This is a genomic window from Amycolatopsis sp. NPDC004378, assembly GCF_053602455.1.
In genome coordinates this window covers 450,377-472,544 of the sequence record NZ_JBSGDR010000004.1, presented here as the reverse complement: position 1 = coordinate 472,544, position 22,168 = coordinate 450,377, and the positions used below count along the sequence as shown (strand labels likewise).

The window sequence follows — 22,168 nt, the reverse complement described above, 5'->3', positions numbered from 1 at the left end:
CCAGATGACCACCACGTTGGTTCCGGAGGGACTCACCCCGTTCGGCGGGGTCGAGGCGAACGCGGCCTGGGCGGAGGAGGTGCGGCGCCTGGCGAAGCAGCGCGACGCGGTCCTGCTCGCGCACAACTACCAGGTCCCGGAGATCCAGGACATCGCCGACCACACCGGCGACTCGCTCGCCCTCAGCCGCATCGCGGCGAGCAGCGACGCGTCCACCATCGTCTTCTGCGGCGTGCACTTCATGGCCGAGACCGCGAAGATCCTCTCTCCGGAGAAGACCGTCCTGATCCCGGACGCGCGGGCCGGCTGCTCGCTCGCGGACTCCATCACCGGCGCCGAGCTGCGCGCCTGGAAGGCCGAGCACCCGGGCGCGGTCGTCGTCTCCTACGTCAACACCACGGCCGAGGTGAAGGCCGAGACGGACATCTGCTGCACGTCCTCGAACGCGGTCGACGTCGTCGCCAGCATCCCGGCTGACCAGGAGGTTCTCTTCCTGCCGGACCAGTTCCTCGGGGCGCACGTCAAGCGCGTGACCGGCCGGGAAAACATGCACGTCTGGGCCGGCGAGTGCCACGTCCACGCCGGCATCAACGGCGCCGAGCTGGCCGAGCGCGCGGCTTCGAATCCCGACGCGGACCTGTTCATCCACCCGGAGTGCGGCTGCGCGACGTCGGCGCTCTACCTGGCCGGCGAGGGCGCGGTGGCGCCGGAGCGGGTCAAGATCCTCTCGACCGGCGACATGGTCCACGAGGCCCGCGACACGAAGGCCAAGTCGGTCCTGGTGGCCACCGAGATCGGCATGATCCACCAGCTCCGCAAGGCCGCGCCGGGCATCGACTTCCGCGCGGTGAACGACCGCGCGTCCTGCCGGTACATGAAGATGATCACGCCCGCCGCCCTGCTGCGGTGCCTGCGTGACGGCCTGGACGAGGTCCACGTCGACGTCGAAACGGCCGCCCGCGCGCGTGCTTCGGTGCAGCGGATGATCGAGATCGGGCAGCCCGGCGGCGGCGAATGACCACGCCGGTTAATGATTCACAGGCGAAAACCCCGGTCTGGGAAGCCCGCGCGGACCTCGTGGTGGTCGGCAGCGGCGTCGCGGGGCTGACGGCCGCGTTGCGGGCCCAGGCGCTCGGGCTGCACGTCCTGGTGGTCACCAAGGCGGCGGTCGAGGACGGCAACACGCGCTGGGCGCAGGGCGGCGTCGCCGTCGTCCTGGAAGACGAGCACGACCTCGACGACTCGGTCGCCAAGCACGCGGAGGACACCTTCACCGCGGGCGCCGGGCTGGTCGACGAGGCCGCCGCCCGCTCGATCCTCGACGGCGGCCCGGCCGCGGTCGCCCGGCTCCGGGCGGACGGGGCGGAGTTCGACGCCGCGACGGCCGGCGGCGGGCTGCTCGCGCGGACCCGCGAGGGCGGGCACAGCGCGTTCCGGGTCATCCACGCGGGCGGCGACGCGACCGGCGCCGAGGTCGAGCGCGCCCTGGTCGCGCAGGCCGGGCAGGCGCGGGTGCCGGTGCTCGAGCACCACATCGCCGTCGACGCGCTGCGCACGCCGGGCGGCCGGGTCGCGGGCGTGACCGTGCTCGACCGCAACGGGGTGCCCGGGGTCGTCCGGGCGCCGGCCGTGCTGCTGGCCAGCGGCGGGCTCGGGCAGCTCTACCAGGCGACGTCCAACCCGGAGATCGCCACCGGCGACGGGCTCGCGCTCGCGCTGCGGGCCGGGGCGACCGTGGCGGACATCGAGTTCGTCCAGTTCCACCCGACCGTCCTGTACACCCCGGGCGCGCGGGGACGCTGCCCGCTGGTCACCGAGGCCGTGCGCGGCGAGGGCGCGACGCTGGTCGACGCCGCCGGCGTGCCGGTCATGGCGGGCGTGCACCCGCTCGGCGACCTGGCTCCCCGCGACGTCGTCGCGGCGGCGATCACCCGGCGGCTGCTTTCGGCGCCGGGCGGGGTCGACGACCACGTCTTCCTCGACGCGACCTCGATCGCCGGGTTCGCGCGGCGGTTCCCGACGGTGTTCGCCGCGTGCGGGGTGCTGGGGCTCGACCCGGCCGTCGACCCGATCCCGGTGACGCCGGCGGCGCACTTCTCGTGCGGCGGCGTGGTGACCACTGTGGACGGTCGCTCGTCGGTCCCCGGTTTGTACGCCGCGGGCGAGGTCGCGCGGACCGGCCTGCACGGCGCGAACCGCCTGGCGTCGAACAGCCTGCTCGAAGGGCTGGTCGTCGGACAGCGCGTCGCCGAGGCCGTCGCGGCGGACCTCGCGGCCGGGTTGCTGGCCGATCCGTCGCGGGGCCGGTTGCCGTCGTGGACGACCGCCCCGGCGGCGGAACGCGATGCGCTGCAACGGGTCATGAGCCGGTACGCGGCGATCGGCCGCGACGCCGATGGGCTCGCGGCGGCCGGGTCGGTGCTCGACCTGTCTACTCAGGATAGTCCCTTGTGGACGCACGCGGCGGTGGAGGACGCGGCGTTGACGGTGGTGGCGCAGGCGTTGCTCGCCGCGGCCGTCCGGCGGACCGAGTCGCGCGGCTGCCACGTGCGCAGCGACTTCCCGGCGCTCGACGACGGCTGGCGGCGCAGCCAGCACATCCGGCTCAGCCCGTCCGGCCAGCCCGTGCTGGCCGACCCGATCCCCCTGGAGGGCGTGGCATGACGTTCCCGATCTCCGAACCCGCCGTGCGCCTGATCGCGGCTTCGGGCCTCGACGTCGAAGACGTGACGCGCGTGGTCACGACGGCGCTGGGCGAAGACCTGCGCTACGGGCCGGACGCGACCACCGCGTCGGCGGTGCCGGAGTCCGCGACCGCGGTGGCCGAGCTGACCCCGCGCGTCGACGGGGTCGTCGCCGGGCTGCCGGTGGCGCTGGCGGTGTTCGACGTGGTGCTGGGCGACGAGTACGAGGTGCTGGCCGGGCGCGAGGACGGCGAGCGGCTGGTCGCGGGGGAGCCCGCGCTGGTGCTGCGCGGCCCGGTGCGCGGGCTGCTCACCGCCGAGCGGACGGCGCTGAACCTGCTGTGCCACCTCTCGGGCGTCGCGACCGCGACCGCGGCCTGGGTGTCCGAAGTGGACGGTACCGGGTGCGCGATCCGGGACTCCCGCAAGACCTTGCCGGGCCTGCGGCTGCTGCAGAAGTACGCCGTCCGGTGCGGCGGCGGGGTGAACCACCGAATGGGGCTCGGCGACGCGGTGCTGATCAAGGACAACCACGTCGTCGCGGCGGGTTCGGTGACGGCGGCGCTGGCCGCGGCCCGCGAGCACGCGCCGGAACTGGCGTGCGAGGTCGAGGTCGACACCCTCGACCAGCTCGAGGAAGCCCTGGCCGCGGGCGCCGACGAGGTGCTGCTGGACAACTTCACGCCGGACGAGTGCGCCAAGGCCGTCGCGCGCCGCGACGAAGTCTCCCCGAAAACACGGCTGGAATCCTCTGGTGGGCTCACCCTCGACCGTGGTAGGGCCTACGCGGAGTCCGGTGTGGACTATCTTTCGGTGGGCGGGCTGACCCACTCTTCACCGGCGTTGGATCTCGGCATGGACCTTCGCTGAACGGCGTTTCCCGGCTAGACTGACGGTGGCGGAAGTCCTTTTCCGCCACCGTCTTTCTTGGTGGGGGCTCGGGTGCGGATACCGGCGGTGCTCGCGGTGGCGGGCTTTTTCGCGCTCGCCTCGCCCGCGTCCGCCGTCGCCGCTCCGGAAACGGGGTGCGCCAACCCGTCCGGCACGTACACCGGCGAGGTCCCGTGGGGGCAGCGGCTGGTCGACCCGGCGCGGCTGTGGCCGCTGACTCGGGGCGAAGGCCAGCTGGTCGCGGTGATCGGCACGGGCGTCGACGGGCAGAACACGCAGTTCGCGCCCGGACAGCTCGAAGGCGGCGCCGGCACGGAACGCACGGACTGCGACGGCCGCGGCACGATCGCCGCCGGGATCGTCGGCGCGCAGCCGGATTCGTCGACGACGTTCGCCGGCGTCGCGCCCGGCGCGCACCTGCTGCCGATCCGCTACACGCAAGCGGAAGGCACGACGTCGGACCGCGGCGGCGACCCGGGCGCGCTGGCCGGGGCGATCGACACGGCGGTCGACCGGCACGCCGGCGTCGTCCTGATCGCGGTGCCCGCGGCGTTCGACAGCCCGGCGCTGGCCGGCGCGGTCGCGCGGGCGCGGGCGGCCGGCGCGGTCGTCGTCTCGGCCGCGGCGGCGACCCAGCAGGGCACGCGGACGTACCCGACGGCGACGGCCGGCGTCCTGGCGGTCGGGTCGGTGAACCCGGCAGGCGAGCCGGTGCAGACGGAAGCCGGCGACTACCTGGGCGTCGCGGCGCCGGGCGCGGAGCTGGTCAGCACGTCGGCCGGGGCGGGCGGCGCGGTGGCGCACCGCTGGCCGGTGACCGACCCGGGCCTGGCGGCGGCGTACGTCGCGGGCGTCGCGGCGCTGGTCCGGGCGTACCACCCGGACCTGACGGGCGACCAGGTCCTGACCCGCCTCACGCTGACGGCGCACCGCCCGTCCTCCGGCGGCCACGACCCGCGGCTGGGCTGGGGAGTCCTGGACGCGTACGCGGCGGTGTCCTCGACCCTGCCCGCCGACGTCGCCCCGCCGGGCGCGGCACCCGCACCGGGCTCGGCTCCCGAGGTCGTCCCGGCGGCGGCGCCCGCGCGCCCGTCGTCCGACGTCGCCGCGGGCACGATCGCCCTGGCCGGGGTCGCCCTGGCCGCGGCCGCGGGCGTGACGGTCGCCGCGGTCCGCCGGGCCCGCCGCCGAGGCTGGCGCCCCTCCCGCTTCACCCCGTGATGCCCTTCCCATCACGTGTGATGCCTGCCTGATCACGTGTGATGCCTCGTTGCGCACGGGCGATCGTCGTACCGGACCAGCGGACCCGTGTGATCAGCCGGGCATCGCGTGTGCGTGAAGAGGCATCACGTGTGATTGAGGGGGCATCACGTGTGTTTGGAGGGGCATCACTCGTGATTGGGGGGGCGACACGGTTAGGCGGGGGTGGGGCGGGTCGAGCCGATGATCGCCACCGCCTGGCCGGCTCGGGCGACGTGCACGGTGAAGTCGGCGCCCTCGCGGCTGAAGCGGGCGATCAGTTCGCGGGGGGTGCTGCGGTCGTGGGCCTGCCAGCCGCGCTGCTCCAGCGTCGGGACGACCACCTCGGCCAGGCGGCGTTCCGGGTCGCCCGGGTGCTCCAGGCGCACGCCGTACTGCCAGCACAGCACCTGCCCGGGCCGGGTGGGGTCGCAGTCGAGCTCGCCGTCGACCGTCCGGTCCGCGTCGGGGCCGAACACCGCCGCGACGCTGTCGATCACGTCCGTCAGCTCGGCGGCCAGGCGATCCAGGTCCGGAGAAGTCACCGGAGCACACCCCCGTCGTTGAGGAACTCGACGCCGTTCTCGAGGATGCCATGCGGCTGGAACGTGCCGTTCGCCGTGGTCGGCCCGGCCGTGATGACCCGGTAGATGTTCGTCCACGACTCCGATCCGGGCTTGAGCACGTCGCTGTGCGACGAAAGGCCCCACAGCTGCGAACCGTCGGCGGCGCGGCCGGTTTCCAGCTCCGTGACGCCGGGGAAGGTGTCCGGGTCCGCGCCGTGGCCGATGCCGGTCCACTCCAGGCCCCGCGCGTTGCCCTGGGCGATCTCGATCGGGTCGAGCGGCGCGGTCATCGAGTACCGCTGGACGCCCGCCTGGCTCGCCGGCAGGTCCGACGGCGACCAGACGCCGTGGCCCATGCCCGCCGACTCGACGTGCAGGACGCGGTCGACGTCGAGGCCGTGCGTCTCGGCCAGCCCGACCGTCGCGCCGCCGTAGCTGTGCCCGATCGCGGTGAGCGTGACGTCGGAACCGGCGTGGCTCGCGATCTCGCCGCGCAGGTCGTCGGTGAAGTTCTTGAGGTCCGGCGCCATCGCTTCCGCGTAGCTCGCGGAAGGCCCCTGGACGACCGGGTTCTGCGGGAACACGCCGTCGGCCCAGACGACCATCGCCGTGCGCCCGGTCGGGTCCGCGGCCACCAGGCTGCGCCCGAGGCCGGCGTAGGCGTCGAAGTTCGACATCTGCGTGTTGACACCGGGCACGAACAGCCCGACGTTGCGCGTCCCCGGCTCGATGTGCCCGACGAGCTCGGCGATCCGGCCGTTGCCCGCGGGGTCGAACTTCAGGATCTGCCGGTTGTTCGCGAGGATGTCTTCGTACAGCTTGATCCGCGCCTGCGACCGCTTGATCTCGTCGGCGTCGGTCAGCGAAGCCAGCCGGGAGCGCTCGGCGGTCAACGCGTCGGCGACCTTCGCGCGGTTCTGCTCGATGGCCCGTGCCCACGCGCCGGTGTCGGCCGAACCGCCGATGCCCGCGGGGTTTCCCGCGGCCGGCAAGGGATCTTCGGGCATGAGCGCCCGGTACATCGCGGCGATCCGCACGTCGGTGCGGCGGTAGCCGGCGGCCGACTCGGTCAGACCACTTTGGAGCGTCCGGAGCCGTGACACGCCGGACCCGAGCTTCGAGCCCAGCTCCGTCATCGTCTTCTCGAACGTCTTGGCCGCCGCCGCGGACGCGCTGACCCGGCCGAACGCGGCGGCCGGGACCTGCTCGCCCGCGACCGCCTTCTGCGCCGCGGAAAGCGCCTCGGCGAGGGTCCCGAACCGTCCGGCCACGGTGTCGAGGCGGGCCGGGGCGACGCGATAGCCGGCAGCCGTCACGGCCCGCCTCCGTTCGTAGAGTGGTTCAGTACGCTTCCGGCTCTTCGCCGATCACCGGCGGCGCGACCGGGGCCGACTGGCCCCAGACGTTCTCCGTCTCCACCAGCCACGCCGGGATCCGGCGGCCGGACCCCAGGTCGCCGCCGGCGCCCATGCCCATCGGCATCATGGGCATCATCGGCATCGCGCTCTTGGCGGCCGCCGCGCCCGCGGCCCCGGCGACGCCGCCGGCGAGCCCGCTGAACGCGCTGCCCGAGCCGCCGTCGCCCGCCAGACCGGAGTGCGCCGCGGGACCGTCCGCGCCGCCGCCGATCCCGGCACCGCCCGGGACGCCGCCGCCGATCGACGGCGCGTCGCCCCCGCCGATCGGGATGCCGCCGCCGGCGCCGCCTTCGACGCCCGCGCCGCCGCCGAGCTTCGTGCCGGCCGGCTCGTCCTTGTTCTCCTTGGGGTCCTTGCCCGACGCCCAGCCCGGCACCTTCGGCATGATCGAGCCGAACCGGCCGAACGCGGCGGCCGAAGCCGCGGCGAGCCCGGCCGTGAACATGTCGCCGAAGAGCGGGTTCGACGTCGGCACGGTCGTCCCGGGCGGCGGTGTCCCGGTGGTGGGCAGCGGGTGCCCGCCGGTCGGGGTGACGACGACGCCGGGGTCGCCGACGCCGTTGCCGACGAGCCCGGGAGCACCCGCGCTGCCCGCGCCGCCGCCGGCCGGCGGGGTCGCCGGCACCTCGACGGCGTTCGGCGACGCCGGGATCGAGTCCTCGGCCACCGTGTACTCGCCGGCCAGTTCCGTCATCACCGCGATCGCCTTGCCGTGGGCCGAACCGGCCGCGTTGGCCGCGGACTGCTGCGCCTCGACGTTCGCGATGGCCTGCTGGCGCTGCTGCGCCGCGGCCTGCACGACGGCGGGCGAAGCGTCCGGCGGCAGCAGCGGCGGGTTCACGGCGAGCGCGACGTCGGCGGGGGAGACGTCCGGCACCGAGACCGGCGGCGGCATCTCCTTCTTGGCCTTCACCAGCGCGTCGGCGGCGTCGTCGAGCATCACGTTCATCGCCTCGGCGGTCTGCGCCACCTTGGAGATGCCGTTCGCGAGGTCGACGATCATGTGCTGGTACTGCTCGGCCGCGCCGCCGGTCCACTGGTCCTTGAACTCGGTGAGCTCCGAGTTGAGGTTGTGGGCCTGCTCGTGCAGGTGCAGCGCGGCGGACTTCCACTTGTCGGCGGCGTGCCGCGCGCTGTTCGGGTCGCCGGCCTGCAGCATCGCGTACAGCTGCTGGTGGCTGTACGCGGCGAAGTTCGTGTGGGCGGTGTTCGTCATCCCTTGCGGCTCCCGTCCGAGTCGCCCAGGCCGAGCAGGCCGAGCACGGGGTCGAGCAGGCCGGTGACGGCGCCCGAGGTGTGGAGGTCCCCGGCGACCGCCTCGTCGGCGTTCTGGTAGCCGTCGGCGACCGTGGTGGTGACGTCCTGCGCGAACCCGATCGCGCTGCGGACCTGGTCGAGCAGGCCCTGCATCTCCGAGACGGCGGCGCGGTGGGCGTCGGCCAGCGACCCGGCCTCGCCGAACTCGCCGAACAGCAGCGGCTCCTGGCCGAGGGTCAGCAGGAAGTCGTTCGGTTTGGACATCGCGTGGATCTGGGTTTCCAGCTCCCGCACGAAGTCCTTCAGCGATTCCAGGTGGACGTAGTACGACTGGTCTGGCATCGGTCCCGGCTCTCTGGGTCGCGCTCACGGAGGGAGGGAAAGCCGGTCGGCCGGTGCGAGCGGGGGGTTTCCCGCACCGGCCGACCGACGTCTGGGCGCGGTTCAGCCCGCGAACAGTCCCTGGTTGCGGTTTTCCAGCGTCTGCTGGAGGTCGTGGGCCTCGCCCACCTTGCCGCCGAACTGCGCGATGATCGCGACGATGTCGGCGGTCGCCTGGCGCAGCCGGGTCTCCGACTGGCGGGCCGCGTCACCGGCGGAGCTGCCGGAGGCGTACCAGGTCGCGGTGATCGGCTGGAGGTTCTGGTGCAGCTGCTCCAGCTGCGAGGTGAGCGCCTTGGCCTTGGCGGCCAGGGACGCCGAGCTGTGCTGCAGCGCGGCGAAGTTGATTTCGACGACGTCGGCCATCGGTACGTCCTCTCGGGTCAGGGGTTGAGGCGGGGGATCACGCCCGAGCCCTCGAGGGTGTTGCCGACCCCCTGGAAGCTCTGGTGGACGTCGGCGTCGCCGCGGCCGTAGTTCTGGTGGCTGGTGTGGACGAGCTGCGACATGGTGTCGAGCTCCTTCACCGCCACGGTCATCTTCTCCTGCAGGCGCCGCTGGAGGTCCCAGAACGCCACGGCCTGGTCACCCTTGTAGTTGCGCAGCGCCTCGGTCAGCTCGGACTCCAAGCTGGCCATCGTGGACTTGGCGTTCGTCGCGGTTTCCTCGAAACCCTGGACGGCGCGCGTCATGGCAGCGGAATCTGCCTGGAATCCCGGACTGGACATCGACGGGCCACCTCCTTCCTGAAGCGGAATATCGCCTGACGCGGGTGGTCCGCGCGGTGTGAAAGTCACGCTAGAAAAGAGCCTGGTGTGGTCAAACGGCACAACTGCCGGTCGCGGTGACGGCACTTATACCCACAGGCCCGGCCCGGTCCGCGCGTCTGCCGCGGCAGACGAGGAAACCCGCTGGTCAGCACGGTTCTGCCGAAATTCTGAGATCCGCCCGGTAGACCCGGACGCCCCGGGCGAAAGGCGGTCGAGATGGTCCACCCGCAGGCACTGCTGGACGAGCTGGAGCGCGCCCCGGAGGTCCCCGCCTTCGAACACGGCTCGCGGCTGACCACCCGCGGCGAGCTGCGGGAGCTGGTCGGCCGGTTCACGGCCGGCCTGCGGGCGGCCGGGCTGAAGGCGGGCGACGGCGTCGGGATCGCCACCGCCGTCACGGCGGAGGGGTTCGCCGCGATCGTCGCGGCGCACGTGCTCGGCTGCCGCGTCGTCGGGGTGCGGCCCGGCCTGCCGGTGCCGCAGCTGCGCCACATCGTCGGCGAGGTCGACGCCCTGGTCGTCGACGCCGCGTCCGAATCGCCGGAACTGCTCGGCACCGTGGCCGGCGCGCCGGTCCTGCGGGTCGGGCCCGAACTGCTCGCCACCTACGAGGAGCCGGTGCCGCGGGGACGGCCGGACGACGTCGCGACGGTCGTGTTCACCAGCGGCAGCACCGGCGTGCCGAAGGGCGTCACCTACAGCTACCGCGCCCTGACCGAAGGCCGGGTGTGGCGGGCGCCGGTCCCCGGCTCGGCCCACGAGCGGCTCGGCGCCGGGTTCGGCCGGTTCCTGCTGTTCGGCACGCTCACCAGCGCGGTGATGCTCGAACAGCTGGGGGTGTGCCTGCTCGCCGGCGGGACCGCGGTGGTCCCGGAGGAGCTGCCGGACTTCCCCTGGGTGCTGCCGCGGCTGCGGATCACCGCGGCCCTGATGACCGTCCCGCGGCTGCACCAGGTGCTCGACGTGCTGCGCACCGAGGACGTCGACCTGAGCGGCCTGCGGACCCTGATCGTCGCCGGTTCACCGGTGCCGCCGCACAAGCTGGCCGAGGCCCTCGAGCGGATCGGGCCGGCGATGCACCACGCGTACGGGCAGACCGAGACCGGGATGCTGACGATCTGCGGCGCCGGCGAGGGCTCCGGCTCGGTCGGAAAGGCTTGCGACACCGTCGAAATCGAGGTGCGCGACGCCTCGGGCGCACCGGTGCCGGCCGGCGCGGAGGGCGAGGTCTGGGTGCGGACGCCATCGGCGCTCGCGGGCTACTGGCGGGACGAAGCGACGACGGCCGACGTGCTGCGCGAGGGCTGGGTTCGCACGCAGGACCTCGGGTTCCTGGATGACGCCGGTTACCTGCACCTGTCCGGGCGGGCCCGCGACGTCGTGATCGTGAACGCGATCATCCACTACACCGGCCCGATCGAGCGGGCGATCGCGGCGCACCCGGACGTCGACCAGGCGTACGTCGTGGCGGTCCCGGACGCGCAAACCGGCGAAGCCGCGCATGCCTTCGTGGTGCCGGTCCCGGGCCGGGAGCCGGACCTCGGCGCGGTGCGCAAGGCCGTGGCGGCGGAGCTGGGGGAGGCGGCGGTGCCGGCGCGGTTCAGCCTGGTGGCGTCGGTTCCCGTGGCGCCGTCGGGGAAGCCGGACAAGGCGGCGCTGCGCGCGTCCGTTGTGGACTAGAACCAGGTGTCGACGCCGAAGGTTTCCTTCAGGGCGCGCATGTCCGCGACGTCGTGGGGTTTCGGCTCGTAGCCCTGGTGGAAGAAGACCTGCTGGGCCACGGAAACGCAGGGCACCTCGACGCCGTCGACCCGGCCGGTCACGAAACAGTCCGCGGGGTAGGGGAAAGTCCCGTCGGGCGCGGCTTGGCGGGCCGAGCCGTCCTCGGCGAAGACGAGCGGGTGCAGGTCCAGTTCCGTGCTGCCGTCGGAGAGGACGAACCGGACCGGGCGCAGGTCGCCGGTTTCGCGGTAGCCGAGAGCGGCGAGGGCCTCGAGGACTTCGGGTTCCTGCTCGAGGCGGTGCAGCAGGTCGAGGTCGCGGTGCTCGCGCGTCTGCCGGCCCAGGAGGGCGTCGATGCCCCAGCCGCCCGCGAGCCAGACCTCGGCCGGGCTGACGGCTTCGAGGACGCGCAGGACCGTGCCGGCGTCCATCACTTCCCGGCGCGCAGGTCGGTGATCACCTTGGCGACGCGGCGCTGCCGGGTCTCCTCGGTCTTGGCCTGCCCGATCGGGAGCACGAACCGCTGTTTCGCGCTGTAGGAGAGCTTTGCGAAGCGTTCCGCGGCGGCCGGGTCGGCGGCCAGGGCCGTCGCGAGGTCCTCGGGGATCTCCAGTTCGCGGGGCGCGGTGTCGAGCGTGATCTCGACGTCGACCTCGTCGCCCGCGGCCACGCCGGCCTTCTCGCGGTTCTCCCCGCTGAGCGGCACCAGGAACTGCCCGCCGCGGCTGCCGACGGTGGTGCGGTAGGTGTGCCCGCCGAGTGTCACGGTGACCGCGGGTTTCTTGCCGGCACCGAGCGCCTCGAGCACGTCGCCGGGGACCGGGAGGCCGGTCGCCGTCTTGCCGCCGAGCAGGACCTGGGTGCGGAACTTCATGGCGCCGAGTATGCCGCGTGCCGGCCTCCCGGGCGGAGAGGCCGGCACGGGCGCGTCAGACGCCGGCGGTGGTGCGGATCCAGCTGCGGCTCGACGCGATGCTCGCGTAGTTCTGCGTGCCCTGCGGGTTCGAACCGGAGTTGTTGCCGGTGGAGCAGACGCCGACCTGGACGCCGTTGGCGAGCTGCGGTCCGCCCGAGTCGCCGTGCCACGCCGAGCCGGTGACGCCCTGGCTGGCGATGGCGGTGCCGCCGAACGCGTCCGTGCTGGTGCCGGTGACGCGGACGTCGGCGGTCTTGAGCGTGCTCGACGGCGGGCTGGTGCCCTCGGTGCGGCCCCAGCCGTAGATCTGGTTGGTGGCGCCGGCCGGCGGGTTGCCGGTGCCGAGCTTCATGAAGGTGGTGTTCACGGCCGTCGTCAGGTGCAGCAGCGCGATGTCGCCGTTCGGCGACGCCTTCTGCTGGTCGACGGTGGCGGTGGTGCCCTGCTGGAGCGTCACGCTGCCGACCTTGACGTGCATGCCCGGCGAGTTCAGGCAGTGCCGGGCGGTGAGCACCCACTGCGGGGCGATGATCGTCCCCGAGCACTCGAAGCCGCCGTAGGTGGTGACGTTGTTCCAGTAGATCTGGGCGCCCCACGGCGCGGAGGAGACGGTGCTCCCGCCGATGATGTCCTGCTGGGCGTCCGCGACCCCCGCGGAGACCAGGCTCAGCGCCGCGGCGGCGGCACCCACCGCGGCAACAGCCCTCGACATGCGCATGAAAATGCCCTTCGGCCCAGGTGATCCGGATATTCGTCCCGAACGGGACGACCAGCTCAAACTAGGAGCCGTGAAGGATTTTCGGAACCTACCGAAGTCGGGTAACCGCGGACCTACGACTCCACCGGCTTGGTCCACGCGACCTGGACGAGCCCGGTCCCGTGCCGACGGGACACCAGGGTCCCGCGCCCCGGAGGCTGCGGCGAAGGCTTCACATCCGCGAGAAGGGCCCCCTCGTCCTTGGTGCCGGACATGATCAACCCCGGCGAACCCAGCTCCCGCAGCCGCTGGAGGACGGGCTCGAACAACGCCCGCCCGGCGCCGCCGGAGCCCCGGACGATGATCACGTGCAACCCGATGTCGCGGGCCTGGGGCAGGAACTCCAGCAGCGGCTGGAGCGGGTTGCGGCCGACCGTCGCGACGAGTTCGTAGTCGTCGACGAGGACGAACAGCTCCGGGCCCCGCCACCAGGACCGGTTCCGAAGCTGTTCCGGCGTGACGGAAGGACCGGGCAGGCGGTTGCGCATGGCCGTCGCGCACTCGCCGATGAGGTCCGTCAGCTTGCCCTCGGCGCCGGCGTAACCCAGCAGGTGCGGCTCGGAAACCGCGCCGAGCAACCCCCGCCGGTAGTCGGCGACGATGATCGCCGCTTCCTCGGGTGTGTACGCGGAAGTGATGCCGTGGGCGATGGCCCGCAGCAGGGAGCTCTTCCCCGACTCGACGTCGCCGAAGGCCACGAAGTGCGGGTCCGCCGCGAAGTCCAGGTACACCGGGCGCAACGTCGATTCCGCGATGCCCAACGTGACTTGGCGCGAAGGGGCCGCGGGCAGGCTGTCGAGGGGTACCTCCGGTGGCAGCAGCCGGACCTGCGGTGCACGCGGGCCTTGCCACGCCTCGGAAATCCGCCGGGTCAGGTCGACGCCGCCCGAGCCGATCGTCTCCGGGCGCTGGTCGCCGTCCACGCGGGGCAGCGCCGCCAGGAAGTGGAGCTTCTCCGCGGTGATGCCGCGGCCGGGGCGGTCGGCCGGGACGTTCGCCGCCACCTTGCGGTCGATCGACGAGTCCATCGGGTCGCCCAGGCGCAGCTCGAACCGCGTGCCGATCGCGTCGCGCAGCTGGGCGCGGACGCCGATCCACTGGTTCAGCGAGACGATCACGTGGATGCCGAACCCGAGCCCGCGCGCGGCCAGCCCGGTGATCTGCTCCTCCAGCTGCTCGTACTCCTGGCGGATCGTGGTCCAGTTGTCCACGAACAGGAAGACGTCGCCGAACTCGCGGCCGTCGGTGCTTTCGGTGAACTCCGCGCGGCGCCGGCGGAACGTCGTGATCGACTCGATCCCGTGGGCGGAGAAGAACTCCTCGCGCTGCTCCAGCAACGTCGTCAGCTCGGCGACGACCCGGCGGCAGCGCTGCGCGTCACGCCGGGTCGCGTAGCCGGACGTGTGCGGCAGGCCGGCGATCGGGGCCAGCGCGCCGCCACCCATGTCCAGGACGAACAGCTGCACCTCGGCCGGGGTGTGGGTCAGGGCGAGCATGCCCGCGATGTCCTTCATGAGCGTCGATTTGCCGCTCTGCGGCGCGCCGACGATCAGCGCGTGCCCGCCCGCGCCGGAGAAGTCGGCCCACAGCATGTCGCGGCGCTGCTCGAACGGCTTGTCCACCAGCGCGACCGGGATCGTCAGCTTGCCGTTGCCGCCCCAGCCGAGCGGGCACAGCCCGCGCGCGGCGTCCTCGCCCAGCGGCGGCAGGAGCTGGTCGAGCGTCGGTGGCTCGTTCAGCGGCGGCAGCCAGATCTGGTGCGCGGCCGGGCCGCGGCCCTCCAGGCGCGACAGCATCGCGTGGATGATCGTCTCGCCGGTGCCGTCGGTCTTCGGCGCGTCTTCGATCTCGGTCGTGACCGGGATTTCCACCGGGGCCAGGGAAAACGGCAGCACACCGAGCTCCTGCCCGTCCTCGCGCACGACCGTGCTGCGCGGCGGCAGCTCCCCGGAGACGTACGCGGCCTTGAGCCGGATCAGCGTCTCGGTGTCGGACTTCAGGTACGCCGACCCCGGCACCGGCGGCAGGTGGTACGCGTCGGCGACGCCCAGCACGGTCCGGCTTTCCGACGCCGAGAACGTCCGCAGGCCGATCCGGTAGGACAGGTGGGAGTCCAGCCCGCGCAGCCGGCCCTCCTCGAGCCGCTGCGACGCCAGCAGCAGGTGGATGCCCAGGGACCGGCCGAGCCGGCCGATCGCGACGAACAGGTCGATGAACTCCGGCCGCGCGGACAGCAGCTCGGAGAACTCGTCGATGATCACCAGCAGCGACGGCAGCGGGTCGAGGGGCGCGCCGTCCGCGCGGGCCTTCTCGTAGTCGCGGACCGACGCGTAGTTCCCGGCCGCGTGCAGCAGTTCCTGACGCCGCAGCAGTTCGCCGTTGAGCGCGTCGGCCATGCGGTCGACGAGCGCGAGGTCGTCGGACAGGTTCGTGATGACCGCGCAGGTGTGCGGCAGCCCGGTCATCCCGGCGAACGTCGCGCCGCCCTTGAAGTCGATCAGCGCCAGGTTGAGCGTCTCCGACGAGTGCATGACGGCCAGCGCCGTGACGAGCGTCCGCAGCAGCTCGCTCTTGCCGGACCCGGTCGCGCCGATGACCAGGCCGTGCGGGCCCATCCCGCCCTCGGCCGACTCCTTGAGGTCCAGCTCCACCGGCCGGCCCTCGGGGTTGACGCCCAGCGGGATCCGCAGCCGGTCGCGCGCGGCGCGCGGCGCCCACGTGACCGCCGTGTCGGTGTCGCGCGGGTCGCCGATGCCGAGCAGCCCGGACAGGCCGAACGTCGCCGACATCGGCTTCTCGCCGACGACGGCGGCCGCGGTGTGCAACGGCGTCAGCATCCGGGCGAGCGCCTCGGCCGCGCCGCGGTCGAGGGTGTCCGGGCGGCCGAGGAAGCCGAGCCGCTGCTCGGTGGCGTCGCCGACGACCATGCCGAGGGAGCCGGGCGCGGTGTGCAGGCTCAGCAGCCGCTCGGTCGAGTACGTCCGCGGGTGCTCCTGCCCGATCTCGATCACCGTGACGCCGAGGCGGCCGTCCTCGCCGACCAGCCGGGGTTCGCCGTGGGCGGTGCCGCCGTCGACGACCACGACCAGGTGCGGCAGGTCCAGCTCGGCGGCCGCGCGCCGGCTGAACGCGGGGCGTTCGCCGAGGTCGGGGCCGAGCAGCTCGGCCAGCCCGGCCACCGAGTCGGCCGCCAGGCGCCGGGAGCCGACGGCGTCGGTCGCGCCGGCCGCCGTCGCGTGCGGCAGCCACTTCGCCCACTCCCAGTCGTGCTGACGCTCGCCCGGGACGCACAGCGCGATCCGCAGGTCGCCGGGGGAGTGGAAGGTGACGAGCTGGCACAGCAGCGCCCGGACCAGGCCGAGCACGTCCGGCCGCCGCCCGGCCACGGTGACCGCGGCGAACGACCGCAGCGACAGCGCCACCGGCAGGCCGTCGACCGTCGAGTAGGTGCGGATGAAGTGCTTGAGGCTGGTGGAGGACACCGGGTCCAGGTCCTCCAGCGGCACGGTCTGGGGCGCCTTCAGCGGCGTCGCCAGCCGCTGCGGCCCGGTGCCCGCGCGGACCTGCGCGAACTGCGCGTCGCCGCGCCGCCGGTCCCACAGCTGTCCGGTCTCGACGTAGGCCCAGAGGTCGGCCGGGTCGGGCTGGAGCGCGACCATCGCCGCGCGCTGGCCGTCGGCGATGTCGCGGACCTGGGCGCGCAGGCCGGAGAGGTACCGCTGGTAGTCGCGGCGCTCGTCGTTGATCTGCGCCTTCTTCGCCATGCCGCCGCGCCCCAGCGACATCACGACCATGCCGCCCATGGCGCAGAGGAACAGGGCACCGAAGACGTAGGTCATCACGCCGCCGTCGCGTCCGATGTAGACGAACGACATCGCGCCCATGCCGAGCATCATCGGCAGGAACATCATCAGCTGCACCATCCCGCCGGACGAGCTCTTCGGGAGCATCGGCGGCGACTGCAGCACGATCTCGGTCGGGCGCTCGGGCGTGAGGCTCATGAGGCAATGCTCCAGCGGATCGGGGTGGCTCTGACCGGTATTTTGGCCACTCGCCGACCCGCCGCGGTGGGTACTTTTGCCGTCCGCCCGCTTCCGGGGCCGAACCTACGCTCTGCCGAGCAGCCACCCGCGGAAGGAGAGCCATGGCCGGCGAGTACCGGGCTGAGCCCGAGGCGATGCGCTCCGCCGTGGGCAATGTCGGAGGGATCATCGCCCACGGCATCAACGCCGTGGCCGACCTCGAACGCCTGGTCGTGCAGCCGATGTCGTTCGCGACGTTCGGCACCGCGGTCGCCGCCGCGAACGCCGCCCTGCACTCCGGCCAGATCACCGCCGTCCGCACGCTGCTGCAGCTGCTCCAGCAGGTCAACGGGCTCGTCAAGGCCAGTGCCGACGCCTACCAGGCGGCGGACCAGGACGCCGCCGCCGGCTACGGCGGGGGGCACGACGGGTCCTCGGCACCCGTGTCGTCGATCTGGGGGAGCTCGAACGCCGCCGAGCTCGCCACCCTGGCGGTCAACGACAGCGCGGGCGCCCACGGGGAGCCGTCCTCGGTCGGGAACGTGCTGCGCTACCTCGGGGACGCGCGGCTGGGCCGGCTGGGCGACCACCCGATCACCGACGCCCGCTTCCAGGGCGTCGCCGACTTCAACGACTGGCTGGCGGGCGACGCCGACAACCAGGCGCGGGTCGGGCTGATCGAGGTCTACGCGGGCACCGCCCGCACGTTCTCCGACGTCCCCGGCGGCGTGCACAGCGGGGACGTCGTGGTGGTCGAGCCGTTGCTGTTCTCCGACCGCCAGCCGGTCATCGGCGTCGCCGGCGACGGCGGCCGCCTCTACAACCACGGGCTCCTCGACGCCCGCATCAGCGGGCTGGCGAAGGTCAGCGTGTACCGGCCCGCTTCCGTCGTCTGATCGTCCGCTCCTTGAGAACCTGCGAGGTCCGATGCTGACTTTCCCGAACTCCAGCGCGATGGACGCGACCGCGTCTTCGGGCGGGCCGATCACCATCCTGCCGCAGATCGTCACCGGCCAGCCGGAGCAGATCGCGCAGCACGTGCTCGACCTGATCAAGAAGGCCGAGCAGTTCCTGAGCATGTACAACGAGCTGTCCAAGGCCGCCGACCAGCTGGGGAAGATCTGGTCGGGCGCGGCGAGCGAGTCGGCGCTGAAGAAGATCTCCGACTCCCTCCAGCAGCTCACCACGATCATCACCGTCGTCCAGAAGGGCGCCGAGCTGCTCGGCGTCTCCGGCACGCTGATCAAGACCGCGCAGCAGGCCTACCGCTCGGTGGTGGCCGCGGTGAACCCGACGGTCGCCTCGCTGATGTCGAACCCGTGGACCTACGGCGCGGCGGTCGCTTTGTCGACCGCGACGAGCGCGTCGCTGCGGGCGTTCATCACCTCGATCGGCGCGCTGCTCAAGGCCCTCGGCGCGGGGGACCTCGCCCAGCAGGTCACCACGCTCGCGCAGGTCATCGGCGAGATCGAGAAGCTGTTCCACCACGGTTCGCCGAGCGGGGGCGCGACGACGCCGTCGATCGGGGCCACCCCGGTCACGGCGCCCCAGACCCCGTCGCCGGTGGCGAGTCCGGCCGGGCAGCAGGCGGTGGCGGGCGGGAGCGGCGGGGGGATCCCGCAGCAGCCTTCGTTCACCGACTACACCCCGCCCGCGCTCGCCGCCGGCGGCGGTTCCGCCACCGGCACGGGCGCGAACGGCGCGACCGTGCCGGTGACCGCGAACGGGACCCCGCTGGACCCCTCGAACAGCTGGATCCCGGTCGACCACGCTTCGACGTCGCCGGCCACCGGTCCGGTTCCCGCCCAGCCGGCTCCGGTACCCGCGGCGGGCGGCGCGAACGAGGTCACCATCCACACGAACCTCACCACCGGGGAGTCCACTGTGGAGGCTCCAGGTGGGCAGGACTTCGACCTGGACATCGCGCTCGACTACAACGGCAAGCACTTCAGCCAGCACGTCGGCTACGACGCGGCCGGGAACTAGCCGGTGGGGGGCTCGGGGGTCGTCGACGCGTCGGGCGTGGTCAGCTCCGTGCTGTCCGGGTACCGGCAGGTCCTGGTCGAATGCCAAAGACGGGTCACCGGTGACCCCGGTGCCCTGAGCGCGGCTTCGCAGCGCGTCGCCACCCAGGCCTCGACGGTCTCGGGTAAGGCGAAGGAGATCGAGGACTCCGCCCAGACCCTGCACGCGGACTGGGACGGCGACGCCTACACGGCGTTCGCCACCGCGGCCCAGAAGCTCGGCGAAGAACTCACCGACGCCGCCACCAAGCTCGACGACCAGGCGAAACGGCTCTCGACGGCGGCTCGGCTCGTGCAGTCGGCCAAAGCCGCGGTCGACTCCGTCCTCGCGCAGTTCGACCAGTACGCCCAGCAGCTGACCGCCCAGGCGCGCGCGGTGAACTCCGGCTCGGTCGGCGCGTTCATCCAGGCCGCGCGGCAGCTCGGCGAGCAGAGCGTGCAGGCCGCCCGCCAGGTCGTCGACGAGTTCTCCGACGCCCTCGCCGAGCTCTTCCCGCCCGAGGGCACCCAGCGCCTGGAGTACAAGCTGGGCAAGAAGACCGGCGGCCCGCTGGGCTGGCTCAACGGCAGCCCGCTCGACGGGCGCAAGCGGCCGCGCGACGCGCCGTCGTGGTTCAAGAACTCGGGCTGGAAGAAGCTCACCTGGGACGGCCTCGAAGGCACCCGCGCGCCGAAGAAGGCGGACACGCCGTTCGGGCAGCCGAAACCCGAGGGCCTCAAGGACAAGCTGGGCAACAACACCGAGATCACGTACTACAAGTTCAAGCACGACCAGGACGGGCTCACCCCGGAGTACGACGGCAAGATCACCTCGAAGGGCTGGGACGTCGGCGCGTCCGGGCACACCGAGCTGGCCGCGGTCAAGGAAGAGCTGGAGGCCAAGGGCGACTGGGGTGTCTCTTCGGCGCACGCCAAGGGCACGGTGTTCGCCGGCGGCGAAGCGAGCGCGTCCGGCACGATCGGGGCCCACGGCGCCGGCGCGCACGCGAACGTCTTCGCGGGCGGCAAGGTCGAAGGCGAGGTGGCCGCGGACGTCGCGGGCATCGGCGTCGGCGCGAACGGGACCCTGCAGTACGGCATCGGCGCGCAGCTCGACGCCCAGGCCGTCTACGACGCCGGGCACCTCAAGGTCAACTTCAAGGCGGGCGCGGCACTCGGCCTGGGCGCCGGGATCGGCGCCAAGATCGACATCGACCTGCCGAAGCTCGGCCACACCATCGGCGAGTACGGCGGCGCCGCCGTCGACTACGTCGGCCACGCGGCCTCCGACGCGGCGAACGCCGTCGGATCCGCTTGGGACGACGCCGTTTCGGCCGTGGGGCTGTGATGACGCTTCCCCTGGACTTCGTCATCCCGGACGGGTGGACCGCGGTCGACCCGGGTGACTCGGGCGCGGTGTTCGTCGCGGTGCACGACGCCGCGCCGGGCGAGTTCGTCCCGAACATCACCCTGAGCGTCCGGCAGCGGCCGGACGAGGCGTCGATCGACGCCATCGCCGGCGAAGCCGTCGAGCGGCTTTCGCTGACCTCGGCGGGGCTCGACGTCCTGAGCCGCCGCGACGTCGGCGAGCCGGCCGCCCCCGGCGTCATGCAGCTGCTCCGCCTGCGCACCGGCGAAGGCGAAGAGCTGATCCAGACCCAGGTGCACCTGACGATCCCCGGCGCGACGCCGGCGGAGCGGCTGGTGCTCGAGCTCGCCTGCACGGCCGCGCCCGCGACCGCGCGGCGGCTCTCACCCGGTTTCCAGCGGTTCGTGGGCAGCGTCCGCGTCCGCCAGCACGAAGGGAATGCACAGTGACCGATCCGTACGCGGTGCCGGACATGGACGAACTGCTCGCCCAGGTGCGCAAGCAGACCGAAGAGGTCCAGCGGATCCAGCGCACGGTCGAGGCGATGGAGGTCAAGGCGCACTCGCGCCAGAACGAGGTCACCGTCACCCTCCGCGGCGACGGCCGGTTCACCTCGGTCGACATCGACCCCCGCGCGATCCGCGAGTACGACGCCCGCAACCTGTCGGAGATCGTCCTCGAAGCGGTGAACGCCGGGCTGGCGAAACTCGCCGAGGCGTCGAACGCCAAGTTCGCGCCGGTGATCGCGGCCGCGAAGAACGTCTGATGACCGCGTCTCTGACGGGGACGACGCGGCGGGTCACGGTGGTCACGCCGAGGGCCCGCGTCGACGTCGCCCTGCCGCAGCAGTCGACGTTCGCCGAGCTGGTGCCGCAGCTGGTCCGGCTGGCCGGGGCGTCCGGGCAGGCGTCGGCCGAACACCCCGGCTGGGTGCTCGCCCGGCTCGGCGGCGCGCCACTGGCCCTGGGCCTGAGCGTCGCGGCCGCCCAGATCCGCGACGGCGAAGTGCTGCACCTGACCCCGCGGGAGCGCCCGCGGGGTCCGCTGCTGTTCGACGACGTCGTCGACTCGATCGCCAGCGTCGCCGACACGACCGGCGGGTGGGGCCCGTCGGTCGCCCGGCGCTCCGGCCTGGTGGCCGCGGTCGTGCTGCTGCTGGCCGGCGGGCTGCTGGTGCAGGCGGCGGCGTCCGGCAGCGTGCTGGCGCCGATCGGGACCGGTCTCCTGGCCCTCGTGCTGCTGCTCGGCGGCGGCGCGCTGAGCCGGGCCTACGGGGACGCCGAAGCCGGCGCGGCCGGGGCGGTCGCCGGGGTCGGCGTCGCGCTGCTGGCCGGGATGTCCGTGCTGCCCCCGCACCCGCTGTTCTCGCTGTCGGCGGGGCCGCTGGCCGCGGGGTTCGCCGCGGTGACGGTGTACGGCGTGCTGGCGGCGGTCTCGGTGGCCGACCGCCTGCCGTGGTTCGTGGCCATCACCGGCGCGGCCGGCTTCGGCGCGGTGACGACGGGCGTGGTGCTGCTCGGCGGGGTCCGCCCGGTCGCGGCGGCGGCGGTCGTCGCGGTGCTGGGCACGGCGCTGGCGGCGGTGGCGCCGATGCTCGCGATGCGGCTGACCCGGCTGCCGCTCCCGCGCGTGCCGGACGACATGGAAGCCTTCCGCGCGGACGAACAGCCGTCGCTCGGCACCGAGATGATCGGGCGGACGTCGCGCGCGCAGGCGGTGCTGACGGGCCTGCTGGTGGGCCTGGGCCTGGTGGTGCTCGCCGCGTCCGTCGTGCTCGCCACCGGCGGGCCGTGGGAAGCCGGGCTCGCCGGGCTGCTCGGCGTCGCGTGGATCCTGCGATCCCGTTCGTACGCGGGGAAAGCGCAACGCCTGGTGCTCGTCGGCTTCGGCGTCGCGGGCCTGGTGACCGCCGGGGTGTGGCTCGTCGCCTCGGGCGGCCGCACGGTGGTCTTCGCGGCGGGCTGCGCGGTCGTGCTGGCGGCGGTGGTCTGCCTGGTGTACGCGACGCGGGTCGCGCGCGGGCTGCGTTCTCCTTACTGGTCAAGGCTTCTGGACGTCTCGGAGTTCCTGGTGCTGCTGTCGCTGGTGCCGTTCGTGGGCATGGTCGCGGGGGTGTACGAAGCCGTCCGCGGCTGAAAATGAGTTGGCCCGGCCGCGGCGGAGGGGGTTCACT

At 73.2% G+C, this 22,168-nt stretch carries 21 protein-coding genes; 11 read left to right on the top strand and 10 right to left on the bottom strand.

The window, feature by feature from the left end:
* The first annotated feature begins 4 nt into the window (after positions 1–4).
* The 4 genes from nadA to ACWEN0_RS17210 all read left to right on the top strand — a co-directional run bounded on the left by nadA (position 5) and on the right by ACWEN0_RS17210 (position 4,796).
* A complete protein-coding gene (gene nadA / locus ACWEN0_RS17225) occupies positions 5–1,018 on the top strand; it encodes a quinolinate synthase NadA (RefSeq protein WP_451974147.1) in 1,014 nt (337 codons plus the stop codon).
* A complete protein-coding gene (locus tag ACWEN0_RS17220; protein WP_451974145.1) occupies positions 1,015–2,664 on the top strand; it encodes an L-aspartate oxidase in 1,650 nt (549 codons plus the stop codon). Before nadA ends, ACWEN0_RS17220 begins: the two co-directional genes overlap by 4 nt.
* Positions 2,661–3,554 (top strand): carboxylating nicotinate-nucleotide diphosphorylase, encoded by an 894-nt coding sequence (gene nadC, locus ACWEN0_RS17215; protein ID WP_451974143.1) that lies wholly within the window; start codon positions 2,661–2,663, stop codon positions 3,552–3,554. The genes ACWEN0_RS17220 and nadC overlap by 4 nt, the downstream gene beginning before the upstream one ends.
* A gap of 72 nt (positions 3,555–3,626) precedes the next feature.
* Positions 3,627–4,796 (top strand): S8 family serine peptidase, encoded by a 1,170-nt coding sequence (locus tag ACWEN0_RS17210; protein ID WP_451974141.1) that lies wholly within the window; start codon positions 3,627–3,629, stop codon positions 4,794–4,796.
* A gap of 194 nt (positions 4,797–4,990) precedes the next feature.
* Here ACWEN0_RS17210 and ACWEN0_RS17205 read toward each other — a convergent pair whose 3' ends face one another.
* The 6 genes from ACWEN0_RS17205 to ACWEN0_RS17180 form a co-directional block, all read right to left on the bottom strand.
* The gene (locus ACWEN0_RS17205; RefSeq protein ID WP_451974139.1) at positions 4,991–5,359 is read right to left on the bottom strand and encodes a hypothetical protein; all 369 of its coding nucleotides are present in this window, start codon (positions 5,357–5,359) and stop codon (positions 4,991–4,993) included.
* Entirely contained in the window at positions 5,356–6,696 is a 1,341-nt protein-coding gene (locus ACWEN0_RS17200; RefSeq protein WP_451974137.1) for an alpha/beta hydrolase, read from the bottom strand. Before ACWEN0_RS17200 ends, ACWEN0_RS17205 begins: the two co-directional genes overlap by 4 nt.
* A gap of 25 nt (positions 6,697–6,721) precedes the next feature.
* On the bottom strand, positions 6,722–8,014 hold the full coding sequence (locus ACWEN0_RS17195) for a WXG100 family type VII secretion target (RefSeq protein ID WP_451974135.1): 1,293 nt from the start codon (positions 8,012–8,014) through the stop codon (positions 6,722–6,724).
* A complete protein-coding gene (locus ACWEN0_RS17190) occupies positions 8,011–8,397 on the bottom strand; it encodes a hypothetical protein (protein WP_451974133.1) in 387 nt (128 codons plus the stop codon). The genes ACWEN0_RS17195 and ACWEN0_RS17190 overlap by 4 nt, the downstream gene beginning before the upstream one ends.
* Before the next feature lie 102 nt (positions 8,398–8,499).
* Positions 8,500–8,802, bottom strand: coding sequence for a hypothetical protein (locus ACWEN0_RS17185; protein WP_372668884.1), 303 nt, complete (start codon positions 8,800–8,802; stop codon positions 8,500–8,502).
* Positions 8,803–8,819: 17 nt separating this feature from the next.
* Positions 8,820–9,164, bottom strand: a complete 345-nt coding sequence (locus ACWEN0_RS17180) for a WXG100 family type VII secretion target (protein ID WP_155541946.1) — start codon at positions 9,162–9,164, stop codon at positions 8,820–8,822.
* Positions 9,165–9,422: 258 nt separating this feature from the next.
* On the opposite strand from ACWEN0_RS17180, the gene ACWEN0_RS17175 reads away from it, so the two are divergent.
* Positions 9,423–10,886 (top strand): AMP-binding protein, encoded by a 1,464-nt coding sequence (locus ACWEN0_RS17175; RefSeq protein ID WP_451974131.1) that lies wholly within the window; start codon positions 9,423–9,425, stop codon positions 10,884–10,886.
* Here the strand turns inward: ACWEN0_RS17175 and ACWEN0_RS17170 are convergent.
* The 4 genes from ACWEN0_RS17170 to eccCa all read right to left on the bottom strand — a co-directional run bounded on the left by ACWEN0_RS17170 (position 10,883) and on the right by eccCa (position 16,602).
* Positions 10,883–11,359 (bottom strand): nucleotidyltransferase domain-containing protein, encoded by a 477-nt coding sequence (locus tag ACWEN0_RS17170; RefSeq protein WP_451974129.1) that lies wholly within the window; start codon positions 11,357–11,359, stop codon positions 10,883–10,885. The genes ACWEN0_RS17175 and ACWEN0_RS17170 overlap by 4 nt on opposite strands.
* Entirely contained in the window at positions 11,359–11,802 is a 444-nt protein-coding gene (locus tag ACWEN0_RS17165; protein ID WP_451974127.1) for a YdeI/OmpD-associated family protein, read from the bottom strand. Before ACWEN0_RS17165 ends, ACWEN0_RS17170 begins: the two co-directional genes overlap by 1 nt.
* Positions 11,803–11,857: 55 nt before the next feature.
* Positions 11,858–12,562, bottom strand: a complete 705-nt coding sequence (locus tag ACWEN0_RS17160) for a S1 family peptidase (RefSeq protein WP_451974125.1) — start codon at positions 12,560–12,562, stop codon at positions 11,858–11,860.
* A gap of 113 nt (positions 12,563–12,675) precedes the next feature.
* The gene (gene eccCa, locus ACWEN0_RS17155) at positions 12,676–16,602 is read right to left on the bottom strand and encodes a type VII secretion protein EccCa (RefSeq protein WP_451974123.1); all 3,927 of its coding nucleotides are present in this window, start codon (positions 16,600–16,602) and stop codon (positions 12,676–12,678) included.
* A gap of 143 nt (positions 16,603–16,745) precedes the next feature.
* Between eccCa and ACWEN0_RS17150 the strand changes: the two genes are divergently transcribed.
* Genes ACWEN0_RS17150 through eccD form a run of 6 tightly spaced genes read left to right on the top strand, consistent with a single transcriptional unit; the run spans position 16,746 to position 22,131 of the window.
* A complete protein-coding gene (locus ACWEN0_RS17150) occupies positions 16,746–17,519 on the top strand; it encodes a WXG100 family type VII secretion target (protein ID WP_451974121.1) in 774 nt (257 codons plus the stop codon).
* A gap of 31 nt (positions 17,520–17,550) precedes the next feature.
* Entirely contained in the window at positions 17,551–18,609 is a 1,059-nt protein-coding gene (locus ACWEN0_RS17145; protein WP_451974119.1) for a WXG100 family type VII secretion target, read from the top strand.
* Between the two features lie 3 nt (positions 18,610–18,612).
* Entirely contained in the window at positions 18,613–19,974 is a 1,362-nt protein-coding gene (locus ACWEN0_RS17140) for a WXG100 family type VII secretion target (RefSeq protein WP_451974117.1), read from the top strand.
* On the top strand, positions 19,974–20,444 hold the full coding sequence (locus tag ACWEN0_RS17135) for a hypothetical protein (RefSeq protein WP_451974115.1): 471 nt from the start codon (positions 19,974–19,976) through the stop codon (positions 20,442–20,444). The genes ACWEN0_RS17140 and ACWEN0_RS17135 overlap by 1 nt, the downstream gene beginning before the upstream one ends.
* Positions 20,441–20,761 (top strand): YbaB/EbfC family nucleoid-associated protein, encoded by a 321-nt coding sequence (locus tag ACWEN0_RS17130; RefSeq protein WP_451974113.1) that lies wholly within the window; start codon positions 20,441–20,443, stop codon positions 20,759–20,761. The genes ACWEN0_RS17135 and ACWEN0_RS17130 overlap by 4 nt, the downstream gene beginning before the upstream one ends.
* Positions 20,761–22,131, top strand: a complete 1,371-nt coding sequence (eccD, locus tag ACWEN0_RS17125) for a type VII secretion integral membrane protein EccD (RefSeq protein WP_451974111.1) — start codon at positions 20,761–20,763, stop codon at positions 22,129–22,131. The genes ACWEN0_RS17130 and eccD overlap by 1 nt, the downstream gene beginning before the upstream one ends.
* Positions 22,132–22,168: the final 37 nt, after the last annotated feature.